This is a genomic window from Pseudoduganella sp. GW821-FHT11H04, from assembly GCF_058807935.1.
The window spans coordinates 585,254-604,826 of sequence record NZ_JBXARE010000001.1 but is presented as its reverse complement, the minus strand read 5'-3'; the positions used below and the strand labels follow the sequence as shown (position 1 = coordinate 604,826).

Genomic DNA, 19,573 nt, shown 5'->3' with positions numbered 1-19,573 from the left:
ACAACGCTGCTACAAACTAGTCGGGAGAACTGCAGAGGCAATGGGTCAGCGCCATGAACGGCTTGCGCTGGGCAGTCATCTCGTTCAGCCAGCCCAAGTCCTGCACCACCTCGCTCGCCACGCCAGCTGGAATGCCGGCCGGCAGCAGCGAACCACGCGCCTGCTCGCCGAAGGCCTTGGCCGCGGCAGCCTTGGCCGACGAAGCGCCGAAGAATTCCAGTACCTTGTCGAAGCGCGTCTGCTCACGCTCGATGTACACCACGCGAGGCTCGCCAGCGATCTTCGCGTGGCGCGCAGCAGCTTTCAGCGCATCCTTGTAGCCGCCCAGGGTATCAACCAGGCCACGCTCCTGCGCCTGCGCACCGGTCCAGACACGGCCCTGGCCCACGGCATCGATCTTGTCGGCGCTGGTCTTGCGCGCCTTGGCGGCACGGCTGGTGAATTCCTCGTAAGTATGGCCGATCGCACCCTGGATCAACTGGCCGAAGCGAGGGTCCATTGGACGCAGCGGATTGGCCGCATCGCCCAGCCAGGTGGTGGTCTGGCCGGCGGTATGGATGCCCAGCTTGTCGATCACCTTGTCCACGGTCGGGAACAGCGCGAACACACCGATGGAACCGGTCACGGTGGCCGGATCGGCAATCACCTCGTCCGCCGCCATCGAAATCCAGTAACCGCCGGAAGCGGCCACATTACCCATCGAAACGATGACCGGCTTGCCCGCCGCGCGGGTAAGCTCCAGCTCGCGGCGGATCAGCTCCGAACCGAAAGCGCTGCCGCCAGGCGAATCGACACGCAGCACCACGGCCTTGATCGAGCTGTCTTCGCGCGCCATGCGCACCAGGCGCGCGGTCGACGCGCCGCCGATCTGGCCGGCCGGTGCATCGCCATCGCTGATTTCACCCACGGCCATCACCACACCGATCGCATCGCCCGTGATTTTCGGGAACACGCGGGCCAGGTAATCGTGATAGCTGACCTGGCGGAAGGACTTGACCGCAGGGTCGTCCACGCCAAGCTTGGTCATCATCACGCGTAGTTCATCCTTGGTTTTCAGGCCGTCGACCAGCTTCGCATTCAGCGCCACCTGGGCCAGGTTGCCTTTGGCCTCGGCCACCAGTGCCGGCAGGTTGTCGATCGCCTTCATCACCGCGCCTTCAGGCAGCTTGCGCGATTTTTCCACCTGGGCGGTGTAGCGCGCCCACAGGTCGTTGTACAGGAAGGCATCTGCCTCCGCCGCCGCCGGCGATGGGCCGTTTGCGATGTACGGCTCGGCGAAGCTCTTATAAGTGCCGACCTTCATCAGGTTCACGGTCACGCCCACCTTGTCCAGCGCATCGCGGTAGTAATTGCGGTACTTGCCGAAGCCTTCCAGGAATACCGCGCCCATTGGATGCAGGTAGACCTCATCTGCATGCATGGCGATCTGGTACTGGCGCTGGTTGAAGCTGGAGCCCCAGGCAACGACCTTCTTGCCGCTGGCCTTAAAGCGGTCCACTGCCGCGCCGATTTCGCGCAGCATGGCCTGGCCCCCGCCCTGCATTTCATCCAGCACCAGCACGAGGCCGCCGATTTGCGGATCTTTGGCGGCCGCATCGAGCACGTTCAATACATCGCGCAGCTGCACGGACTTGTGCACTTCGCCACCGGCCAGGCCGGCCATCAGCGCATCACGGCTGCTGCCAGCCGCTTGTTCAACCAGCCCACCTTCCAGGTTCAGTACCAGCATGGTCTTGTCGCCAAGCGGCTTAACGCCGCCGCCGAAAATGCCAGCGATCAGGAACACCAGCACCAGCAAGAACAGGAAATTCATGGTGGCGCGGCGGCTGCTGTCAACGGCACGCCAGAACCAGGCAAAACCGCCACGGATATACGAAAAAACAGAGCGAGACATCTTTACTCCCAGTGCCAAAATAATAACTACTTCACACTATAAGCGACATTCGCCTTATCGGGTGAAGAAATGAGGTAGAGCCCAGCCATAACCAGCAGGCCATTGATGACAAGAAGTTCCAGGCCAATGCGGTAGCTGCCGAACAAGACCTGCTGGTTGAAATCGACAAGGGCGCACAGCAGCGGCCCGGCCAGCGCAACCCACGGCGCCAGCTTGTCGTTCACCGCCCGTTTGCTGAGCAGGCCGAAGGCGAACAGGCCAAGCAGCGGGCCGTAGGTATAGCCGGCCAGTTTCAGGATCACGCCGATCATGCTGGCGCTATCGATCCATTTGAACGCCATCACCAGCACAAGGAACAGCGCGCAGAAGCCCAGGTGCACGCGGTGGCGGATGCGCAATTGCGCGCCCTCTCCCAAGTCCGCCCGCCGCTTCACGCCGAGGATGTCGATGCAAAAGGACGAAGTCAGCGCCGTGATTGCGCCGTCCGCACTCGGGAACAAGGCACTGATCAGGCCAAGCATGAATATGAGTTGCAGCGCGGCCGGCAAATGGCCCATCACGACAGCCGGGAAGATTTTGTCGCCGCTGGCGCTCACGCCCACCTGCGGCGCATACAGGTACAGCAAGCCGCCCAGGAACAGGAACAGCACCAGCACACCGGCCAGGATCAGGTTCAGCGCCAGCATATTCTTTTGCGAATCGCGGAGCGTGCGCACCGAGATATTCTTCTGCATCATTTCCTGGTCCATGCCAGTCATGGTGACGACGATGAAGGCGCCCGCCAGCACCTGTTTCCAGAAATATGCCGGGCTGTCGATATCGCTGGTGAACACGCGCGCCAGGCCGCTGGAACGCATATGCTCCAGGCTTTCCAGCACGCCCAGGTTCATTTCGTTCAGCAGGAAGACCGTGCAGGCCACCAGGCCAAACAACATGCCGGTGGTTTGCAGGGTGTCGGTCCAGACGATGGTCTTGACGCCGCCCTCATATGTATAGAGCAAGATCATCGCCAGGATCACCAGGTTCGTGATCCAGAACGGCACGCCCAGGCTGTCCAGGATTGTCGCCTGCAGGATGTTCACCACCAGGTACAGGCGCGCCGAAGCGCCCAGGGTGCGCGACAAAATGAAGAAGGCCGCTCCGCTCTGGTAGGAACGGCGGCCCAGGCGCACATCCAGGTAGTGGTAGATCGAAGTCAGTTTCAGCCGGTAGTACAGCGGCAGCAGCACGTAGGCCACCGCGATATAGCCCACGAAATAGCCGATCATAATCTGCATATAGCCGAACCCATCGCGCCCCACGGCGCCCGGCACGCTGATGAACGTCAGGCCGCTCAGGGTGGTACCCACCATGCCGAAGGCCACCAGCATCCAGTTCGAGCTCTTATTCCCGATGAAAAAGCTATCGTTATTGGCGTTGCGTGAAGTGGCCCAGGCTACGCCGAACAGCAGCCCGAAATAGGCCAGTACGACGAGAAAAAGTAAAACAGGAGACATTTTTTTATCCGGCGATGAAACTAGTGGGCCGCAATATACACCCGAATGTACAATCGCCACATGTACGCTCAATCCACCATCGATTTTGCCCGCGCCCAGGAGGCGTTGGTGCTGCCGCTCGAATACCGCGTCCACAGCCAGGCCGATGGCCGCAGCGAAGGCCGCGAAGAATGCATGCGCGATTACGCGCGCGTGCTGTATTCGTCTTCCTTCCGCCGCCTGCAGGGCAAGATGCAGCTGCTCGGGGTGGACGCCAACCGCTTCAACCGCAACCGCCTGACGCACAGCCTGGAAGTGGCGCAAATCGCCCGCTCCATTGCCGCCGACCTGGGGCTGGAGCGCAGCGTCGTATCGGAGACCTGCTCGCTGGCCCATGATATCGGCAACCCGCCCTTCGGCCACTACGGTGAAAAAATTCTGGACGAACTGGTGGCCGGCCATGGCGGCTTTGAAGGCAATGCCCAGGCCTTCCGCACCTTGCGCACGCTGGAAAAAAAGCACCACGCCTACGCGGGCCTGAACCTGACCGTGCGCTCCCTGCTCGGCATCACCAAATACTTCCAGCGCCGCGCCGACAATCCAAAGAAATTCCTGTACGACGAGGATTACGCATTCCTGTCCGAGCAGCTCGCCGCGCACGGAGTTTCGCTGCGCAAGAGTATCGACGCCCAGATCATGGACCTGGCCGACGAAATCGCCTATGCCGCGCACGATGTGGAAGACGCACTGAGCTTCGGCATCATCACCTGGGGCGAGATCGTCCACGAATTCAAGATCAGCAAGGACTTCTCCGCCGCCTACGAGCAGTTCGCCAGCATCGCCAACCACGCCCACGAAGAAGCGCTGAAATGCGATATGCAGGAAAGCTCGGAAGAATATTCCATCGTGCTGCGCAAGGAGCTGACTTCGCAAATCGTGCATGAACTGTGCCGCGACATCGCCGTAGTCGAAGGCAAGCACGGTCCGGAACTGGGCTACAGCAGCAAAGGCCTGCTGGCGCGCGGCCTGAAAAGCCTGCTGTGGCGCGCCATCCTGCGCAAGAAGGACGTGCAGCTGTATGAAAAGCGCGGCGAGAAGATCATTCGCGGCCTGTTCGAAGTCCTCACCGACAAGACTTACAACAAGGGCGGCATCCTGCTGCCGCCAGCCATCCGCAGCCTGAAAGACTCACGAGAGCGCCTGGTGGTCGACTACATCTCCGGCATGATGGATTCCTACGCCGCCAAGGAGTACGAAAAATACTTCGGCCCCGGCAGCCTGGATCGGATCTATCCACTGGCATGAACGCTATGAACCCGGAATACCTGGCAATGCTGGTGGCGCGCGATATGCCATATGGGAAGTACAAAGGCCGCAAGCTGGCGGACTTGCCAGGTCACTACCTTGGCTGGATGGCGCGCGAAGGCTTCCCGAAAGGAGAACTGGGCGCGCTGCTGGCCCTGATGTACGAGATCGACCACAACAACCTGCGCGCCCTGCTCGAGCCGCTGCGGCAGGGAAGCCGCCGCTAGGCCGCTAATCCTGCGGCGCGGGCCGGATTGCTAGTTCCGCAAAGCCGGTCAGCGCATCATGCTCGCGCGAGAAGCTGTGCGCCGGCAGCAGCACCAGCAGCAGTTCCGCCGTGGTGCGCACAATGCAGCCACGGCCCACATGCCCGCCAAAGACCCGGCCGCGCGCGTCGGACAGCATCATATGCAAGTGCGCGCCATCGGGCGCCACCGAACCAGCCAACGTCAGGATCTCCAGGTCGCCAAGCAATTCGGTCGGCTGCGCCAATCCCGCGTAGCGGATCTGCGCCACCGACAGGCTACCGATGCCCTGCACCAGGTAGCCCGCCGTGGCGCCCGCATCGCGCAAGGCCTGTTCAACGGCGCCGCGCAAGTCATCGCCCGGATTCAGGCGCAGCGGCAGCGCGTCCATCATGCCGGCAGGCGCGGCGCCACCATGGCCTTGAACTCGCCCGTTTCAACCAGGCGCTCCAGGTCGGAGAAGCCGCCGATCAAAACGCCGTCGACGAAAATCATCGGCAAGGTCGGCCAGCCGGTCCACATCTTCAGCGCGGTGCGGCGGCGCCACATGCTGAAGTAGCTGCCGTATTCAAGGTAGGCGTGCTGCACGCCCTGCGCGTCCAGCAGCTTGCGCGCTTTTTTCGGGAAGGGATTCCCGCGCATGCCAACCACCAGTACGCGGTTGGCGGCGACGGCAGCCTGCACTTCGGTCACGATATCGGCGTGGTTTTTCGCCACGCGTTCGCGGATGGCCGGGTGCAGGTGGGCGTCGTCGAGAATCTTTCGGGTCATCGTTATTCCTTGTCCAGTAAATCAAGCGTGGCCTGGTCGGGCACGCCGCCAAAATATTTGTCGAGGCAATCGCGGAACAATGCGTCACCGGGCGACGCCTGTGCAAACAGCGTCATCGAAGAATGGAACTTCATATTGTCCGGCGACCCGAAGATACCATGGACTGTGGCTCCCTGGACAGCCAGCACCAGCGCACTGCATTCGCGCAGCCGTGACCCGAGCACGGGATGATCCAGGTAAGCGCGCGCCTCCGCCAGCCCACTGATCGCGTAATGCTGCGCCGTCACGCTGTAGCCCAGGCCAGCCAGCTGCGGAAAGATGAACCACATCCAGTGGCTACGCTTGCGTCCAGCCGACAGTTCGCGGAAGACCTGCTGGTAAATACTGTCCTGTGCGGCGACAAAGCGCTCCAGATTGTACATGGCGTCCTCACCGAAAAATTACTTTTCAATGAGCCATTCTCCTACAAACTCTGGTCGCGTGTTCTGATTAATAGGCCCCTTCGTCACGCCTACCATGACGTCTCCTTGAACCGAAATGGGAGATGATCATGGCATCCAGTAATCAAGACAACCGCGGCGGCAACAAACAGTCGGGCGACACCAGCAACCGCGGCTTCGCTTCGATGGACCCGCAAAAACAGCGTGAAATTGCAAGCGAAGGCGGCAAGGCTGCCCACGCTTCCGGCAATGCGCACGAGTTCACCTCGGAAGAAGCACGCAAAGCCGGCAGCATGAGCCACAAGAATGACGGCAACCGCCAGTCCGGTTCCTCAGACACTGGCAGCCGCCAGAGTGGCAGCAACACCGGCAGCAGCGGTGGCGGCACCCGTGGCGGCACGCCGGAACAGCACGCAGAAGCTGGCCGCCAGAGTCACAAAAACGATGACAAGCGTTAAACGCGCCGCGTCATGAACGGAACCGTCCAACGCGACGGTTTCGGCAGCAGCCCGGTGGTCAGCGCGCACCCCGCGAGGATCACCAGGCAGCTCCCCACCATCTGCCACGTCAGCGATTCACCCAGGAACACGCAGCCCCACAGCACACCGAACGCAGGAATCATGAACAGCGCGCTCATCGCCTTGCTCGCGCCCAGCCGCGCAATCAAGCCAAAGAACAGCACATATGCAAAGGTCGTGCACAGCGCAGCCAGCGCCAGCACCGCTCCCCAAGCCTTGGCCGAAGGCGGCTCAGCAGGCCATAGCGCCAGCGCCGGGCCGATCAGCAAGATCGCCGCCACCACCTGGCTACCGGTCGCCACCGCCAAGGGCGGCGCCTCTGACAGATAACGCTTGCTGAAATTACCCGAAATTCCATAGAGCAGCGTCGCCACAAGGCACGCCAGCGAAGCCAGCGTGGTTTGCAGCATGTCATGTTGCGGCAGGAAATGTAGCTTGCCCGCGACCAGCAGCACCACGCCGCCAAACCCCAGCGCCAGCCCGGCCATACGGGTGATCGTCAGACGCTCGCCCAGCCAGATGGCGCCGATCAGGGCCGCGAACAAAGGCGTCGTCGCGCTTAGGATCGACGACAGCCCCGCCGGAATGGTCAGCGCCGCAAAATTAAACAGCAGGAAAGGCAGCGCCGCATTGGTCACGCCGACGAATGCGATGCCGCGCCAATACTTGCGGAAAGCCGACGCCTGCCCGCGCCACAGCAGCAGCGGCAGCAACAGCAGCGCCGCAGCGACCGCCCTCACCCCGCCCATCGCCACCGCCCCAAACGCCGGCGCCCCAACGCGGATGAACAGGTAGGACGCCCCCCAGATCGCCGCCACCAACACCATCCGCCCCACATCCCCCCGCCTCATGGCAACACCCCCTCCAGCGAAATGTCCACCTTGGGGTCAGGAACGAAAGTGGACATTCTGGCCTTCGGCCGAATGTCCACTTCTGTTCCTGACCCCAAGGTGGACATTTCGCGGCCGTAGGCGCGCTGAGTGGCTGGGCGCTGGCTTACTGCGTGGAACCAGCGTGCGAGGTGGGGATAGCCGGAAAGCGCTGCGCCGCGGACGCTTACCCAGGGGAAGCACGCTATGTCTGCTACCGAATACTGCTCGCCGCACAGGAATGCGCCGAGTTCAAGCTGCTTTTCGAGCGCATCAAACTGCGCCGCTGTTTGCTGCCCCTGGCATTCGAACGACTTCTGCCAGAAAAGCCATTGCCGCAGCGCCACCCGCCCGCGCAGGCTGGCCGGCATGCCGAAGCCCGCCTTCTCGGCCAGGTAGAGCAGCATGGCCCCCGACTCTTGCAGCGGCAAAGCGTCGCCGCCATCCACCGGCCAATGGTCGACCAGGGCCAACGCCTTCGGATTAGGAATGCGCCGGTACGGCAAGCCAGTCTCTTCCAGGAACATCAGCAATTGCTGACCTTGGGGCGTCGGGAGATAGTAGAAGTCCAGCATGGCAATCCCTTTCGATTGTTCGTCAGGGTTAGTTTGCTCCGGGCACTGGCTCCAACAAAGGTCCAGCGTTGGCAAATTTTATAGAGCCAGCATGACTTGTCGCTCATTTATTGATCGTGCGCAACTGTCGGCAAGTGGGTGCATAGACGATCAAATAGGTTCGGCTCCGACATGCGCTGCTGCCACCAGCGCAGGGCCGCACCGGACTCTCCGCTGCGCCAGGCCAGGTAAAAGGTTTCGTCGGGCTTGGGCTCATCCACCTCTTTTTCCACCAGCAGGCCGTCGGCGATGGCCTCGCGCGCGCAACGCTCGGGCAGGAAACCGAAGCCCAGGCCCGCCAGCTGGCAATCGAATTTGGCTTGCATGGTCGGCACGGTCAGCGTGTCCTGCCCCAGCACCAGGCCTACCGTGCGCGGCGCCAGCAGGCGCGAAGAATCGGCGGTGGCGATGGCGCGATGCAGTTGCAGCTCGTTGCGGCCCAGGCGGCCCGGCACTTGCGCTAGCGGATGCTGGGGCGCTACCGCGAATATCCATTTCAAATTGCCGATGGGCTGCGACACGTAACCGCCGCCGGCAGGACCATCGCCCGGCGCGCCGACCACAATGTCCGCGCGCCTCTCCAGCAAGGCTTCCCAGCTGCCGCCCAGGGTTTCCTGCGACACGCGCAGGCGGGTTTGCTGCGTCACCTGGTAGAAGGCGCGTACGTCTTCCATCAGCACGGCGGCGCCGAACATGGAGTCCAGGCCGACAGTCAGCTCCGTCTCCCAGCCCGAAGCCACGCGCCGCACCCGCTGTTCCAGGTCGCCCGCCGCCTTAAGCAGGTAACGCCCTTCTTTCAGCAGCTCGCGCCCCGCCGCAGTCAGTTCGACGCGCGGGCCGATACGTTCGAAGACTTGCACGCCAAGCTCCTCTTCCAGCTTGCCGACGGTATAGGAAATCGTCGAAGGGACGCGGAACAGTTCGCGCGCCGCGGCTGCGAACGAGCCGCCACGGTCGATAGCATCCACGATTTGCAGGGCTTCCAGGCTTAGTCTTAGCATTCGAAATTTTCGATCATATGAAGGCAAATTATTCGCTTTTTAACACGATAAAGCGAGCCTATACTGTGAAACATCTGATCGAAATTATCGCACAAGGAGATAAACATGTTGCAAATTCGCAAATCTGAAGAACGTGGTGTCGCTAACTTTGGCTGGCTGGATTCCCGTCACAGCTTTTCCTTCGGTCACTACTACGATCCGGAACACGTTGGTTTCGGCCCGCTGCTGGTGATTAACGAGGACAAAGTGGCTCCAGGCCAGGGCTTTGGCACCCACGGTCACCGCGACATGGAAATCATCTCTTATGTATTGAGCGGCCAGCTGGAGCACAAAGACAGCATGGGCAATGGCTCGGTGCTCAAGTATGGCGATGTGCAGCGCATGACGGCTGGTACCGGCGTGCGGCACTCGGAATACAACCACTCGAACACTGAAGGGGTGCATTTCCTGCAGATCTGGGTCCAGCCTTCGCAGGGGGGCATTGAGCCTGGATATGAAGAGAAGCACTTCACGCCCGAGAGCAAAACCGGTGCTTTGCGGCTGGTTGCTTCGCCTGATGGGCGGGATGGATCGGTGCTGGTGCACCAGGATGCCTTTATCTATGCCTCGATCCTGAATGGCGGGGAAGATGTGGTGCATACGCTGGCTGAAGGCCGCCAGGCATATGTCCACGTGATCCGGGGCGCGCTGACCGTCAACGGCACCGCCTTGAAAGGTGGCGATGCCGCCAAGATTACCGGCGAAACTGCGGTAACCTTGTCCGGCGCCCAGGATGTCGAAGTTTTGCTCTTCGACCTGCCTTAAACCCGGTAAATCGGTGTCTGACCCGCAGGGACAGACACCGTCTGCGCCCCGGCCAAGGGAACCAAAACTGTGGCCGTGAGACCGTTGAGGGTCGGACCCTGCGGGTCTGACCCAGATTTACCGGGTTTTTGTTATGATTGCAGGGTTCCACAATACAAAGATCGAAAGAGCAAGATGCAGCCCGCAGCAGAACAACCGGTAAAAGAAGAACTGGACTACGTCACCTCATGCGCCTTGCCGACGCCATGGGCCCAGTTCACGCTGCATGCTTTCGTCGAACACGCCACCGGCAAGGAGCACCTGGCCATGGTGCTGGGCGATATCGGCAACGGCGAGCCAGTCCTGGCCCGCGTCCACTCCGAATGCCTGACCGGCGACGTGCTGTTCTCCCAGCGCTGCGACTGCGGCGCCCAGCTTGAAGGCGCGCTGAAACGCATCGCCGAAGAAGGCCGCGGCGTGCTGCTCTACCTGCGCCAGGAAGGCCGCGGCATTGGCCTGATCAACAAAATGCGCGCCTACCGCCTGCAAGAGCAAGGCGCCGACACCGTGCAAGCCAACGAACAACTGGGCTTCAAGCCTGACCAGCGCAACTATGCCCTGGTCGAGCCGATGCTGAAGCAATTCGGCGTGAAGAGCCTGAAGCTGATGACCAATAACCCGCGCAAAATCGCAGCTATGGGCGCCCTCGGCGTCGAAGTGGCGGAACGAGTGCCGCTACTGGTCAACCGCAACGCCTTCAACCAGCACTACCTGAATACCAAGGCGCTAAAACTGGGACATATGATGACCCCAGCCACCCCGCCCGCCGCCGAAGACGGATCGCTGTAACCCGGCCCCGCCCCACGTCGAAGATAGGATTAGATGAAATTCTCTAAACTGGCATTCATACTGACTTTGACTTGGGGCTGCGCAGCAGCCAACGCACAGCAAGTCCCTCCTTCCGCCGCCGATGCAGTCGCCCTGCCGACACCATCGAGCACCGCGCAAAAACTCTATTCCGCCGCCAAGGCCGACCTGCTGCAAGTACGGTCGCTGCTGAAGACCGGCCGCACGCAATCCTCCGTCGGTTCCGGCTTCCTGGTCGGCACCTCCAACCTGGTCCTGACCAACTACCACGTCGTTTCGCAATTCGCGCTCGATCCTGATACTTACACCGGCGAGTGGGTCGACACGGCCGGCCAGCGCGGCAGCATCGAGCTGCTGGCGGTGGACGTGCTGCACGACCTGGCCGTGGTGCGCGTGAACCGCTACGGCACCGGCTACTTCAAGCTGGGCGACAAGCCGGTCACGCTGACGCAAGGCCAGTACCTGTACTCGATGGGCAATCCGCTCGACCTGGGCTTCGCGATTTCGGAAGGCTCGTTCAACGGCGTGATCGCGCGCAGCTTCTACGAGCAGCTGATGTTCACTGGCCCGATCAACGCCGGCATGAGCGGCGGCCCAAGCGTGACCGTGGATGGCGCGGTCGCAGGCATCAACGTCTCCAAACGCCTGGATGGTGAACTGGTGTCCTTCCTCGTCCCGGCACGCTACGCGCAGGAACTGCTGAAGAAAGTCGAGCCGGAGGCCAAGCCGCCGAAGGACTTCACCGCCATCGTTGCGCAGCAACTGCTGGTGCACCAGAAAGCCATGATCGACCAGTTGCTGGCCAAGCCGCTGACTGCCAAAGCCATGGGCCCTTACTCGGTGCCGGTGCGCGAATCGGAGCAGATGCGCTGCTGGGGGCGATCCAACGACCGCGATTCCTTCTCGGTGGAAGTGACCAACTGCCAGATGGAGTCCTCGCTGTTCGTTTCGAGCTCGCTGCAGACCGGCCAGGTGCAGATCCAGCACCAGTACATGAAGAGCACTGGCCTGGATGAAGTGCGCTTCGCCGTCCTGTCCAGCAACTCCTTCAAGAACGAGAACTTCGGCAGCTACAAAGACAAGCGCCTGACCGGCCCCACCTGCACCGAACAATTCGTCAAGAACGGCAACCTGCCAATGCGCGCCGTGATGTGCGTGCGCGCCTACCGCAAGTTCGACGGCTTGTACGACTTCGCCCTGCTCACTTCGAGCACCGACGAAGGAAAAATGAATCTCCAAAGCCGCCTCGACGCACGTGGCGTTTCGTACGAAAACGGCCTGCGTGCTTCGCGCGCCTTCCTCGAATCGCTGTCGCGCGGGGGCAAGAAATGAACGGCCCTTTCTTCATCGAGACCCTGGCGCGCAATGGCGACGTGCTGCACCGGCACCGTGTCGAAAAGCTGCCGATCACCATTGGCCGCGGCTATAACAACGATTTCATCCTCGACGATGCGCACACCGCGCCTACCCATGCGGTAGTGGAGCTGGCCGAAGACGGTGCGCTGGTCATGCGCGACCTGGGCAGCCAGAACGGCATCGCAATCCATGGCAAACGCCAGGCCCGCGTGCCGATCAACGGCACCACCGTGGTCCGCCTGGGCCACACCCGCCTGCGCATTCGCGACGCTGCTTTCCCCGTCGAAGCCGAAGTCACCGACACCACCATGCACGCATGGGAAGGCGGCGTGCCTGCGCTGGCAGGCATGGCGCTGATCGCTTTGTTTGTCGGTGTGACGGAAGCGCTGGCCGATACCGGCGCCTTCCAGGCCATTCGCTACCTGTTGGTGATTGCGACCGGCGTCGGCGCCGGCATGGTGTGGAGTGGCGTGTGGGCGCTGGCCAATCGCCTGTTCAGCGGGCATGCGCGCTTGGGACGCCACCTCTTCATCCTCGGCAGCGGCCTGGTAGCGATTGGCGCATGGAAGGCCTTGAGCGGAGTTCTGGCCTATGCCTGGTCAGCGGAAGTGTTCACGCGCTACGGCAACCACATCGTCATGCTGATCCTGGTGGCGATGATCTACAACCACCTGCGCACCATCAAGCCGCTCAAGCCGCGCTCTTTCATCTCTTCCTGCGCCGTGTTCCTGGCCCTGGGTTCGGGGCTGATCCTGATGCGCAATTACGAGAATGCAGGCCGCCTGCGCGATGAGCTGTATATGTCCGTGATCCTGCCGCCTTCGATGCGTCACAGCGAAGACCACAGCGTCGATGATTTCATGGGTGGCGCGGCCAAAATGAAAGCGGAAGCCGACAAAGCCCGCAAGTCCTCGAAGCTCAAGAAAGACGACGAGGACGACGACGATTAATCAGCTTGCGTAAGGCTTGCCGCGAAGTTCGACGGTATTGCCTTCGGGGTCGTTGACGTAGATCGACGGCCCCTCGCCTTCCGCTCCGTAGCGCGATTCGGACGGACCATTCGGGACATCATGCGCGCTCAGGTGCGCACGGATCGCCGCTTCATCAAAAGGCTCAACGCGGAAGCAGAAATGGTCGACGTTGCGGCCTTCCTTGCCCGGCGCGGCGCCGCCCATTTTCCCCAGCTTCTTATCGACCGGCACCAGGTCCACCAGCGAACTGCCAGCACGCAGCTGGATCAGGCCAATCTCGTCCTGGCGGCGCTCGACGGTGCAGCCCAAGACCTCGGTGTAAAAACGGATCATGCGGTCGGCATCAACGACGCGCAGGACGATGTGGTCGATTTCACGGATCTTGATCAAAGCTCGTCTCCTTAGGGATTAGATACGCAAGCGGCGGCGGTCATTGAGGAAGGTATCCAGCTGCTTCGGCGTCAGCGCCTTCACCGGATCACCGTGGAAGACATACAGGTAAGGCTCCCCGCCCAAACGGTCAGTCATCTTCGCCAGCACCAGGAAGCAAGTCCCAAGCGGGTACACAGCGGTGTCGCGCAACTGCCGCGAACATTGCACCCGCATCTCCGGACTGAACGCCTGCCCATTCACTGGCCGCACGACAACCTGGCCGTCCTCTTCCAGCGACTCCACTGCCACGTCGCGGTAATCAAAAGTATCTCTTGTCATCCCCGCATGTTACCTGATCCACCTCAACATCGCCCGGCTCACCAAGCGGGAAAATGAACTTCCCGCAGAGCTCGCTTGACGTCATATCTCATAGGGATACACTGAAAATGAAATGGAGACGAGGAACACATTCATGTCATATCCCTTCGAAAAGCAACCAGGCGAGAAGTCCGGGAATTCCTCGAAACACTGCAGTGATTTGACCGATTGGGATCGAGTCCACGCAATGGACGACGAGGACATTGTCTTCGACGAAGACAATCCAGAAATACTGCCTGGCGAATGGCAAGACGGCATCGTCAGATATATGGGTAAGCCCGCAACGCGAGAACAAATTGAAGATTTCAAGCGCCGCCTGCACGCTTATGCCAACCGCCCAGTGCTGCCGAAATGACCGGGGGCGTTACTTGAGGGCCAGCGCTGAAAGTCTTCTAACCACATGGACGGTCTTGCAGTGCAAACGGCTTTCCGCGCGCCCAGCGGTTGGATGAGAGGGAGAATGTCAGGGCGCGGACCTGGTGGTACCAGCCAGCGGGGACGTAGAGCATGTCGCCGGGCTGCACAATGACTTCGATCAGCGTGGCCTGCCGGGCCAACGGGTAGCGGTCGAAGTCGGGCGACTCCGGGTCGAAGGGGCTGCCGAACAAGACTGGGTTGGCTTCGCGCGTGTAGAGGAATTCGTCGTGGTGCGGTGGGGCGAGGAAGATGCGCTTGGTGCCCCATACTTGCGCGAAGATGTTGTCGTCATAGTCGCTATGCAGCGGCGTCACCGTTCCCGCCGGGCCGATCCAAAAGCGCGGCGGGCCCATTTTCTCAAAGTACGTCGGCCAGTGGCACATGCTGTTCAACTCGCGCAGCTCGAGGTTGCCGAGGTATGGCGGCAGGCCTTCGGTCGCTTCGGCAAGGTCGAGGTATTCCCGCATCGTGGTGTCCAGCATCGCGCGGTCTGGCGCGAAGGCGGTGCCGATGTAGTCGCCGACGCGGGCGCGCACGTGCACGTCGCCGAAGCGTTCGCGCAGGATTTCGGGGCCGAGCGCGCTGATTGGCCAGCGGGCGATGGCGCCGGGGATCAGGAATGGCAGGCCTTCGCGCGCACGGGCGCGGAAGTCGGCGGCGCTAGGCATGCGGACCCGCGGTATCTCGGTGATCGCAGGCAGCGCACGCGCGGCTTGCTTGATCGCTTGGCGCATTTCCTCCATCGACGACACGCCGCGCACCTCGGCATCGCGGCGGGCGCGCGCCTCGGCCTTCGCGCGCTGGCCCTCTTCATCGGGAGGATCGACACGAGAGGCGTCGAGCGGCGGCAGGCGTGACGACATGAATTTACGCGCCCTGGCGCAGCACCAGCAGCGCCACTGCTTCGGCGTTGATGCCTTCTTCGCGGCCCAGGTAGCCGAGCTTCTCGTTGGTCTTGGCTTTGACGTTCACATGACCGACCGGCACGCCCAGGTCGGCGGCGATATTGGCCGCCATCGTGGCGATGTGCGGCGCCATTTTCGGACGCTGGGCAATGATGGTGCAATCCACGTTGCCGATATCGTAGCCTGTTGCGCGCACGCGCTTGGCAGCTTCGCGCAACAGCACGCGTGAATCGGCGCCGCGGAATTCTTCGGCGGTATCAGGGAAATGCTTGCCGATATCGCCCAGCGCCGCCGCGCCAAGGATGGCGTCGGTGATCGCATGCAGCAGCGCGTCGGCATCCGAATGGCCAAGCAGACCACGCTCGTGCGGGATCTCAACGCCGCCGAGAATCAGCTTGCGACATTCAACCAGGCGGTGAGAGTCGTAGCCCTGGCCGATACGGAATGGAAGTTGCGTCATTTTGAATCCTGTCTCAAATACATTTCTGCGATCGCGATATCGGTCGGCAGCGTGACCTTCAGGTTACGCGGATGGCCTTCTACCAGTTTCGGCGAGAAGCCAAGCATTTCAATCGCGCTGGCATCATCGGTGATCGCATTCGGGTCCGGCGCCAGCGCCAGTGCGCGCACCAGCAAGGCATAGGAAAACATCTGCGGCGTCTGCGCCAGCCACAGCCCATCACGCGGCGTGGTCTGCACGGCGCCGGTGCGCGTGGACTTTACAGTGTCTACCACCGGCAGCGCAAGCAGGCCGCCAGCCTCGTGGTCGCCCACTGCGGCGATCAGTTTCGCGATCAGGGCCGGCGTCAGGCCTGGGCGCGCGGCGTCGTGCACCAGCACCATGTCGTCGTCGCCCAACTCCGCACGCATAGCGCGCAAACCATTGAGGATCGACTCCATGCGCGTGGCGCCGCCGCAGCGCAGGATCGTCACGCCGCCTTCCGGCGTAATCGAGTCGATATAGCCATCGTCATGACTGACCACCACGAAGGTGTGGGCAATCAGCTCGCTCTTGTGGAACGCGTCCAGCGTATGCTGCAGCATGGGTACGCCGTTGATCGGCAAGTACTGCTTGGGAGTGGCCGCAGCCATGCGCGCGCCGATGCCGGCGGCTGGAATCAATGCGAAGTATCGCTTCATTTTCGGCTACGTGTCTTCCTCAAAATATTCTGTATCTCGCCGTTGCAGGCTTTGCCCAGGCGGGCATATTCTGTCGGCGAATCAATCAGCGCCTGCTGTACTTCCACCTTGGCCATTTCGGCTTTGATGTAGGGCATCCAGCCGCTGTCGATCTCATGCTCCAGCGCCGAACGCGCGGTGCCGGCAGGCGCGTACAGCGGCTTGCCTTCAAAGCGCCGTGCCAGTGCCGAGCGTACGACGCCTTCAACCTTGACCAAGTGGTCCATGTAGGCATTCATGTGGCGCAGTTCGTGCGACAGGATCTCAGCGTAACCGCATGTCCCCGGCGGGAATTCATTGCCCACATAAATACGCACCGGCGCGTACGTCAGCTGCACTTTGATCTGCGGCGCCACACACTCATAGCCGCTCGCAGGGTCGGTCAGCATCGGTCCATCGAGGCCAATCTGCACGCGCGATTCTGTGCGGGTCAGGCCCAGCACATAGCCGGTTGCCGGCATCTTCTCGGTCCGCATGGCCGACAGCTGTTTGTACGATAGCTGCGTGTTGACCGAATACCCGTTCTGGCGTGCCGACAATACCGACACAGTCTTGCTGATCGTGTCTTCGCAGCGGATCTGGAACAGCGTCCGTTCCACTTGCGCTGCCTGCGCCTGGTTCGCCGCGAGGGCGCCAACCAGCATCAGGCTGCGCGAAGCGTTCATGGACTTAGTCCAGCTTCCAGGCGCCGGCGCGCAGCTTGTCCAGCCAGAAGGCGCCGATGACGGTTTTCACGTCGGTGATCTTGCCGTTGCGGACCCAGTCCAGCATTTCATCCACCGTGACGCTGATGGTTTCGATGAATTCGCCGTCGTCCAGTTTCGTTTCGCCGGCGGTCAGGCCGCGCGCCAGGAAAATGTCCAGGTGCTCGTCCGAGTAGGCGATGGCGTTGTGGATGGTGCTGACGAATTTCCATTCGGTGGCGGTGTAGCCGGTTTCTTCTTCCAACTCGCGGATGGCGCAGGCCAATGGGTCTTCACCCGGGTCGATCTTGCCGGCGGGGAGTTCGATGAAGACGCGGTCGTTCGGGTAGCGGTACTGGCGTTCCAGCAGGATTCTGCCGTCGTCCAGCACGGGGATGATGACGACTGCGCCGGGGTGACGGATGTATTCGCGCTTGGTGTGCTTGCCGTCCGGCAGGCTGACCGTGTCGCGGTGGACTTTCAGGAAGCCGCCGTCGTAGGCGATGCCGCCGTCTATTTTGGTTTCTTTTAGGTGCTTGTCCATGGTTTTCTAAACCCGTTAAACCGGGGTCTGACCCGCAGGGTCAGACCCCGAACGGTTTTACAGCCGCTGGATTTTGGTTGTGCGCCTTTGATCTTCTCAAAAAGTCAAAAGCCTAGAACCAACCCCGCGCTCGTAAAACCGTTGGGGGTCTGACCCCGGTTTATCCGGTTCAATTAGTGGTGTTTACGCAGGTAGCGTACCACGAAGCCAGGGAAAGCAAACACCAGGAAGGCGAAAGCCGCGACCCAGTAGAACTCCCAGTTCTGTGGAAACGCGGTGCCGATGCGGGATTCGAGGGCCATGCCAATGCCGCCTACGACGACATACAACACAGCCAGTTCCGCCAGCCGCACCAGAAATGACTTCTTGGCGGCTTTGAGCGGAACCAGGGCAAACACCTTCTCGTTCAGGAAAGGCAGGTTGGCGGCCACCACTGCGAGCAGGATGACCAGCCAGGATGATGCATTGACGTCCATCTATCAGGAAGCCAGGGTCTTCGACATCGCCGACATGCAGGCGTTCAGCAGCGGGCCAGGAATCATGCCCAGCACCACAACGGCCACGCCGTTCAAAGCCAGTACCAGGCCCTTGTCGCCGTGAACGACCAGCGGATTGTTGTCGGCCGCTTCGTCGAACCACATCACTTTCACGATGCGGATGTAGTAGAACGCGCCCACCAGCGAGAACATCACTGCGAACACGGTCAGCCATACGGCGCCGGTAGCCAGCACCGACTGCAGCACTGCGAACTTGGCGGCAAAGCCCATCATCGGCGGCACGCCGGCCAGGGAGAACATCAGCACCGACATCAGCGCGGCGTAAGCCGGGCTGCGCTTGGCCAGGCCCTTGAAGTCGTCGATTTCTTCCGCTTCGAAGCCCTGGCGCGCCAGCAGCATGATCATGCCGAACGAGCCAACGGTGGTCAGTACGTAGGTAATCGAGTAGTACATCGCAGCCGAGTAGGCAGCAGCAGCGTTGGCGGTGTCGTGACCAACCACGCCGGCCAGCAGGCCAAGCAGCACAAAGCCCATTTGCGCGATGGTGGAGTAAGCCAGCATGCGCTTCAGGTTGGTCTGTGCGATTGCGGTCAGGTTACCGATAGCCAGCGACAGCACGGCCAGGATCATCAGCATCTGCTGCCAGTCGAACGCCATTGGCAGCATGCCTTCCACCAGCAGGCGCACGCAGATGGCGAAAGTCGCCAGCTTTGGTGCACCGCCCAGCAGCAAGGTCACGCCGGTTGGCGCACCCTGGTAGACGTCCGGCACCCACATATGGAACGGCACGGCACCCAGTTTGAAGGCCAGGCCAGCCACCACGAACACCAGGCCGAAGATCAGGATCGACTTGTCGACGGTGCCGGTGCCCAGCTTGCGAGCCACTTCGGAGATATCCAGGGTGCCGGTCGCACCGTACAGCATGGACATGCCATACAGCAGGAAGCCGGAAGCCAGCGCGCCCAGGATGAAGTACTTCATCGCAGCTTCGGTAGCGCGGGCGTTATCGCGGCGCAGTGCCACCAGGGCGTACAGCGACAGCGACATCAGTTCCAGGCCCAGGTAGATGGTCAGGAAGTTGTTTGCCGAGATCATCACGTTCTGGCCCAGCAGGGAGAACAGTGCCAGGACGTAGAACTCGCCACCCAGGTTACCGCCCAACATGCCGCGGTCGGTGGAGTACTGGCGTGCATACACCAGCGTCATCGCCATGGTCAGGTAAGAGAACAGCTTGAGCAGGTTGCCCATCGGGTCGTTCAGGAACATGTTCGAGAACGAGTACACGGTGGTGCCGGCGTTGTAGTCGGCAAAGCTGAAGAAGGCCGCGCCCACCAGGGTCGCCAGCGTCAGCATGTAGGTGATCGCGCGCTTGCCCTCGTCGAGGAACATGTCGATCAGCAGGATCGCCGAAGCAGCGATCAGCAGAAAGACTTCTGCGTACATCGGGATCAGGTTAGTGGTATTCATGAAAACTTGGTCCTATCTGCAA

General features: G+C 61.5%; 25 protein-coding genes. 8 read left to right on the top strand and 17 right to left on the bottom strand.

The features are described from left to right. Positions 1-16: 16 nt before the first annotated feature. Positions 17-1,894, bottom strand: coding sequence for a signal peptide peptidase SppA (sppA, locus tag AC1RTP_RS03075; protein WP_498604626.1), 1,878 nt, complete (start codon positions 1,892-1,894; stop codon positions 17-19). A 26-nt stretch (positions 1,895-1,920) separates the two neighbouring features. Then, a complete protein-coding gene (locus AC1RTP_RS03070) occupies positions 1,921-3,390 on the bottom strand; it encodes a sodium:solute symporter (RefSeq protein ID WP_498604625.1) in 1,470 nt (489 codons plus the stop codon). 45 nt (positions 3,391-3,435) lie between these two features. On the opposite strand from AC1RTP_RS03070, the gene dgt reads away from it, so the two are divergent. Then, positions 3,436-4,674 (top strand): dGTP triphosphohydrolase, encoded by a 1,239-nt coding sequence (gene dgt, locus AC1RTP_RS03065; protein WP_498604623.1) that lies wholly within the window; start codon positions 3,436-3,438, stop codon positions 4,672-4,674. Positions 4,675-4,679: 5 nt separating this feature from the next. Further along, positions 4,680-4,901: a DUF3820 family protein gene (locus tag AC1RTP_RS03060; RefSeq protein WP_498604896.1), complete on the top strand. Its 222-nt coding sequence runs from the start codon at positions 4,680-4,682 to the stop codon at positions 4,899-4,901. Positions 4,902-4,905: 4 nt separating this feature from the next. Here AC1RTP_RS03060 and AC1RTP_RS03055 read toward each other — a convergent pair whose 3' ends face one another. The 3 genes from AC1RTP_RS03055 to AC1RTP_RS03045 are packed head-to-tail and all read right to left on the bottom strand — an operon-like array spanning position 4,906 to position 6,112. Next, a complete protein-coding gene (locus AC1RTP_RS03055; protein ID WP_498604894.1) occupies positions 4,906-5,310 on the bottom strand; it encodes a PPC domain-containing DNA-binding protein in 405 nt (134 codons plus the stop codon). Next, positions 5,310-5,690, bottom strand: a complete 381-nt coding sequence (locus tag AC1RTP_RS03050; RefSeq protein ID WP_498604622.1) for a glutaredoxin — start codon at positions 5,688-5,690, stop codon at positions 5,310-5,312. Before AC1RTP_RS03050 ends, AC1RTP_RS03055 begins: the two co-directional genes overlap by 1 nt. Before the next feature lie 2 nt (positions 5,691-5,692). Then, a complete protein-coding gene (locus tag AC1RTP_RS03045; protein WP_498604621.1) occupies positions 5,693-6,112 on the bottom strand; it encodes a DUF1810 domain-containing protein in 420 nt (139 codons plus the stop codon). 128 nt (positions 6,113-6,240) lie between these two features. Here AC1RTP_RS03045 and AC1RTP_RS03040 point away from each other — a divergent pair, with 128 nt between their 5' ends. After that, on the top strand, positions 6,241-6,588 hold the full coding sequence (locus tag AC1RTP_RS03040) for a KGG domain-containing protein (protein WP_498604619.1): 348 nt from the start codon (positions 6,241-6,243) through the stop codon (positions 6,586-6,588). On the opposite strand, the gene AC1RTP_RS03035 is transcribed toward AC1RTP_RS03040, so the two are convergent. The 3 genes from AC1RTP_RS03035 to AC1RTP_RS03025 all read right to left on the bottom strand — a co-directional run bounded on the left by AC1RTP_RS03035 (position 6,585) and on the right by AC1RTP_RS03025 (position 9,132). Further along, on the bottom strand, positions 6,585-7,475 hold the full coding sequence (locus AC1RTP_RS03035; RefSeq protein ID WP_498604617.1) for a DMT family transporter: 891 nt from the start codon (positions 7,473-7,475) through the stop codon (positions 6,585-6,587). The two genes, AC1RTP_RS03040 and AC1RTP_RS03035, sit on opposite strands and share 4 nt — an antisense overlap. A 20-nt stretch (positions 7,476-7,495) precedes the next feature. Beyond that, the gene (locus AC1RTP_RS03030) at positions 7,496-8,092 is read right to left on the bottom strand and encodes a glutathione binding-like protein (RefSeq protein ID WP_498604614.1); all 597 of its coding nucleotides are present in this window, start codon (positions 8,090-8,092) and stop codon (positions 7,496-7,498) included. A gap of 107 nt (positions 8,093-8,199) precedes the next feature. Beyond that, entirely contained in the window at positions 8,200-9,132 is a 933-nt protein-coding gene (locus AC1RTP_RS03025; protein ID WP_498604612.1) for a LysR substrate-binding domain-containing protein, read from the bottom strand. 105 nt (positions 9,133-9,237) lie between these two features. On the opposite strand from AC1RTP_RS03025, the gene AC1RTP_RS03020 reads away from it, so the two are divergent. The 4 genes from AC1RTP_RS03020 (at position 9,238) to AC1RTP_RS03005 (ending at position 13,088) form a co-directional block, all read left to right on the top strand. Continuing rightward, positions 9,238-9,936, top strand: coding sequence for a pirin family protein (locus AC1RTP_RS03020; protein WP_498604610.1), 699 nt, complete (start codon positions 9,238-9,240; stop codon positions 9,934-9,936). Between the two features lie 174 nt (positions 9,937-10,110). Beyond that, complete coding sequence (ribA, locus tag AC1RTP_RS03015) at positions 10,111-10,764, top strand: GTP cyclohydrolase II (protein WP_498604608.1); 654 nt, start codon at positions 10,111-10,113, stop codon at positions 10,762-10,764. 33 nt (positions 10,765-10,797) lie between these two features. Further along, positions 10,798-12,114 carry a S1 family peptidase gene (locus AC1RTP_RS03010; protein ID WP_498604606.1) on the top strand — a complete coding sequence of 439 codons (1,317 nt, stop codon included), beginning with the start codon at positions 10,798-10,800 and terminating at the stop codon, positions 12,112-12,114. Beyond that, positions 12,111-13,088 carry an FHA domain-containing protein gene (locus tag AC1RTP_RS03005; RefSeq protein ID WP_498604605.1) on the top strand — a complete coding sequence of 326 codons (978 nt, stop codon included), beginning with the start codon at positions 12,111-12,113 and terminating at the stop codon, positions 13,086-13,088. The genes AC1RTP_RS03010 and AC1RTP_RS03005 overlap by 4 nt, the downstream gene beginning before the upstream one ends. On the opposite strand, the gene AC1RTP_RS03000 is transcribed toward AC1RTP_RS03005, so the two are convergent. Both AC1RTP_RS03000 and AC1RTP_RS02995 read right to left on the bottom strand, forming a co-directional pair. Further along, a complete protein-coding gene (locus tag AC1RTP_RS03000) occupies positions 13,089-13,499 on the bottom strand; it encodes a VOC family protein (RefSeq protein WP_498604604.1) in 411 nt (136 codons plus the stop codon). An 18-nt stretch (positions 13,500-13,517) separates the two neighbouring features. Continuing rightward, on the bottom strand, positions 13,518-13,820 hold the full coding sequence (locus AC1RTP_RS02995; RefSeq protein WP_498604602.1) for a hypothetical protein: 303 nt from the start codon (positions 13,818-13,820) through the stop codon (positions 13,518-13,520). Between the two features lie 133 nt (positions 13,821-13,953). Between AC1RTP_RS02995 and AC1RTP_RS02990 the strand changes: the two genes are divergently transcribed. After that, complete coding sequence (locus AC1RTP_RS02990; protein ID WP_498604600.1) at positions 13,954-14,214, top strand: hypothetical protein; 261 nt, start codon at positions 13,954-13,956, stop codon at positions 14,212-14,214. A 37-nt stretch (positions 14,215-14,251) separates the two neighbouring features. On the opposite strand, the gene AC1RTP_RS02985 is transcribed toward AC1RTP_RS02990, so the two are convergent. The 7 genes from AC1RTP_RS02985 to nuoN all read right to left on the bottom strand — a co-directional run bounded on the left by AC1RTP_RS02985 (position 14,252) and on the right by nuoN (position 19,551). Then, complete coding sequence (locus AC1RTP_RS02985; protein ID WP_498604599.1) at positions 14,252-15,139, bottom strand: cupin-like domain-containing protein; 888 nt, start codon at positions 15,137-15,139, stop codon at positions 14,252-14,254. Positions 15,140-15,143: 4 nt separating this feature from the next. After that, complete coding sequence (ispF, locus tag AC1RTP_RS02980) at positions 15,144-15,641, bottom strand: 2-C-methyl-D-erythritol 2,4-cyclodiphosphate synthase (protein ID WP_498604598.1); 498 nt, start codon at positions 15,639-15,641, stop codon at positions 15,144-15,146. Further along, entirely contained in the window at positions 15,638-16,321 is a 684-nt protein-coding gene (ispD, locus tag AC1RTP_RS02975; RefSeq protein WP_498604596.1) for a 2-C-methyl-D-erythritol 4-phosphate cytidylyltransferase, read from the bottom strand. Before ispD ends, ispF begins: the two co-directional genes overlap by 4 nt. After that, positions 16,318-17,025 (bottom strand): hypothetical protein, encoded by a 708-nt coding sequence (locus AC1RTP_RS02970; protein ID WP_498604594.1) that lies wholly within the window; start codon positions 17,023-17,025, stop codon positions 16,318-16,320. The genes ispD and AC1RTP_RS02970 overlap by 4 nt, the downstream gene beginning before the upstream one ends. A 4-nt stretch (positions 17,026-17,029) precedes the next feature. After that, on the bottom strand, positions 17,030-17,587 hold the full coding sequence (locus AC1RTP_RS02965) for an NUDIX domain-containing protein (RefSeq protein WP_498604591.1): 558 nt from the start codon (positions 17,585-17,587) through the stop codon (positions 17,030-17,032). 173 nt (positions 17,588-17,760) lie between these two features. After that, a complete protein-coding gene (locus tag AC1RTP_RS02960; protein ID WP_498604589.1) occupies positions 17,761-18,063 on the bottom strand; it encodes a DUF2818 family protein in 303 nt (100 codons plus the stop codon). Positions 18,064-18,066: 3 nt separating this feature from the next. Next, positions 18,067-19,551: an NADH-quinone oxidoreductase subunit NuoN gene (gene nuoN / locus AC1RTP_RS02955; protein ID WP_498604587.1), complete on the bottom strand. Its 1,485-nt coding sequence runs from the start codon at positions 19,549-19,551 to the stop codon at positions 18,067-18,069. Positions 19,552-19,573 lie beyond the last annotated feature (22 nt).

Bases quoted from the DNA above. Each gene is read 5' to 3' on its own strand.
- sppA (WP_498604626.1), bottom strand. From the start codon at position 1,894: ATGTCTCGCTCTGTTTTTTCGTATATCCGTGGCGGTTTTGCCTGGTTC.
- AC1RTP_RS03070 (WP_498604625.1), bottom strand. From the start codon at position 3,390: ATGTCTCCTGTTTTACTTTTTCTCGTCGTACTGGCCTATTTCGGGCTG.
- dgt (WP_498604623.1), top strand. From the start codon at position 3,436: ATGTACAATCGCCACATGTACGCTCAATCCACCATCGATTTTGCCCGC.
- AC1RTP_RS03060 (WP_498604896.1), top strand. From the start codon at position 4,680: ATGAACCCGGAATACCTGGCAATGCTGGTGGCGCGCGATATGCCATAT.
- AC1RTP_RS03055 (WP_498604894.1), bottom strand. From the start codon at position 5,310: ATGGACGCGCTGCCGCTGCGCCTGAATCCGGGCGATGACTTGCGCGGC.
- AC1RTP_RS03050 (WP_498604622.1), bottom strand. From the start codon at position 5,690: ATGACCCGAAAGATTCTCGACGACGCCCACCTGCACCCGGCCATCCGC.
- AC1RTP_RS03045 (WP_498604621.1), bottom strand. From the start codon at position 6,112: ATGTACAATCTGGAGCGCTTTGTCGCCGCACAGGACAGTATTTACCAG.
- AC1RTP_RS03040 (WP_498604619.1), top strand. From the start codon at position 6,241: ATGGCATCCAGTAATCAAGACAACCGCGGCGGCAACAAACAGTCGGGC.
- AC1RTP_RS03035 (WP_498604617.1), bottom strand. From the start codon at position 7,475: ATGGTGTTGGTGGCGGCGATCTGGGGGGCGTCCTACCTGTTCATCCGC.
- AC1RTP_RS03030 (WP_498604614.1), bottom strand. From the start codon at position 8,092: ATGCTGGACTTCTACTATCTCCCGACGCCCCAAGGTCAGCAATTGCTG.
- AC1RTP_RS03025 (WP_498604612.1), bottom strand. From the start codon at position 9,132: ATGCTAAGACTAAGCCTGGAAGCCCTGCAAATCGTGGATGCTATCGAC.
- AC1RTP_RS03020 (WP_498604610.1), top strand. From the start codon at position 9,238: ATGTTGCAAATTCGCAAATCTGAAGAACGTGGTGTCGCTAACTTTGGC.
- ribA (WP_498604608.1), top strand. From the start codon at position 10,111: ATGCAGCCCGCAGCAGAACAACCGGTAAAAGAAGAACTGGACTACGTC.
- AC1RTP_RS03010 (WP_498604606.1), top strand. From the start codon at position 10,798: ATGAAATTCTCTAAACTGGCATTCATACTGACTTTGACTTGGGGCTGC.
- AC1RTP_RS03005 (WP_498604605.1), top strand. From the start codon at position 12,111: ATGAACGGCCCTTTCTTCATCGAGACCCTGGCGCGCAATGGCGACGTG.
- AC1RTP_RS02995 (WP_498604602.1), bottom strand. From the start codon at position 13,820: ATGACAAGAGATACTTTTGATTACCGCGACGTGGCAGTGGAGTCGCTG.
- AC1RTP_RS02990 (WP_498604600.1), top strand. From the start codon at position 13,954: ATGTCATATCCCTTCGAAAAGCAACCAGGCGAGAAGTCCGGGAATTCC.
- AC1RTP_RS02985 (WP_498604599.1), bottom strand. From the start codon at position 15,139: ATGTCGTCACGCCTGCCGCCGCTCGACGCCTCTCGTGTCGATCCTCCC.
- ispF (WP_498604598.1), bottom strand. From the start codon at position 15,641: ATGACGCAACTTCCATTCCGTATCGGCCAGGGCTACGACTCTCACCGC.
- ispD (WP_498604596.1), bottom strand. From the start codon at position 16,321: ATGAAGCGATACTTCGCATTGATTCCAGCCGCCGGCATCGGCGCGCGC.
- AC1RTP_RS02970 (WP_498604594.1), bottom strand. From the start codon at position 17,025: ATGAACGCTTCGCGCAGCCTGATGCTGGTTGGCGCCCTCGCGGCGAAC.
- AC1RTP_RS02965 (WP_498604591.1), bottom strand. From the start codon at position 17,587: ATGGACAAGCACCTAAAAGAAACCAAAATAGACGGCGGCATCGCCTAC.
- AC1RTP_RS02960 (WP_498604589.1), bottom strand. From the start codon at position 18,063: ATGGACGTCAATGCATCATCCTGGCTGGTCATCCTGCTCGCAGTGGTG.
- nuoN (WP_498604587.1), bottom strand. From the start codon at position 19,551: ATGAATACCACTAACCTGATCCCGATGTACGCAGAAGTCTTTCTGCTG.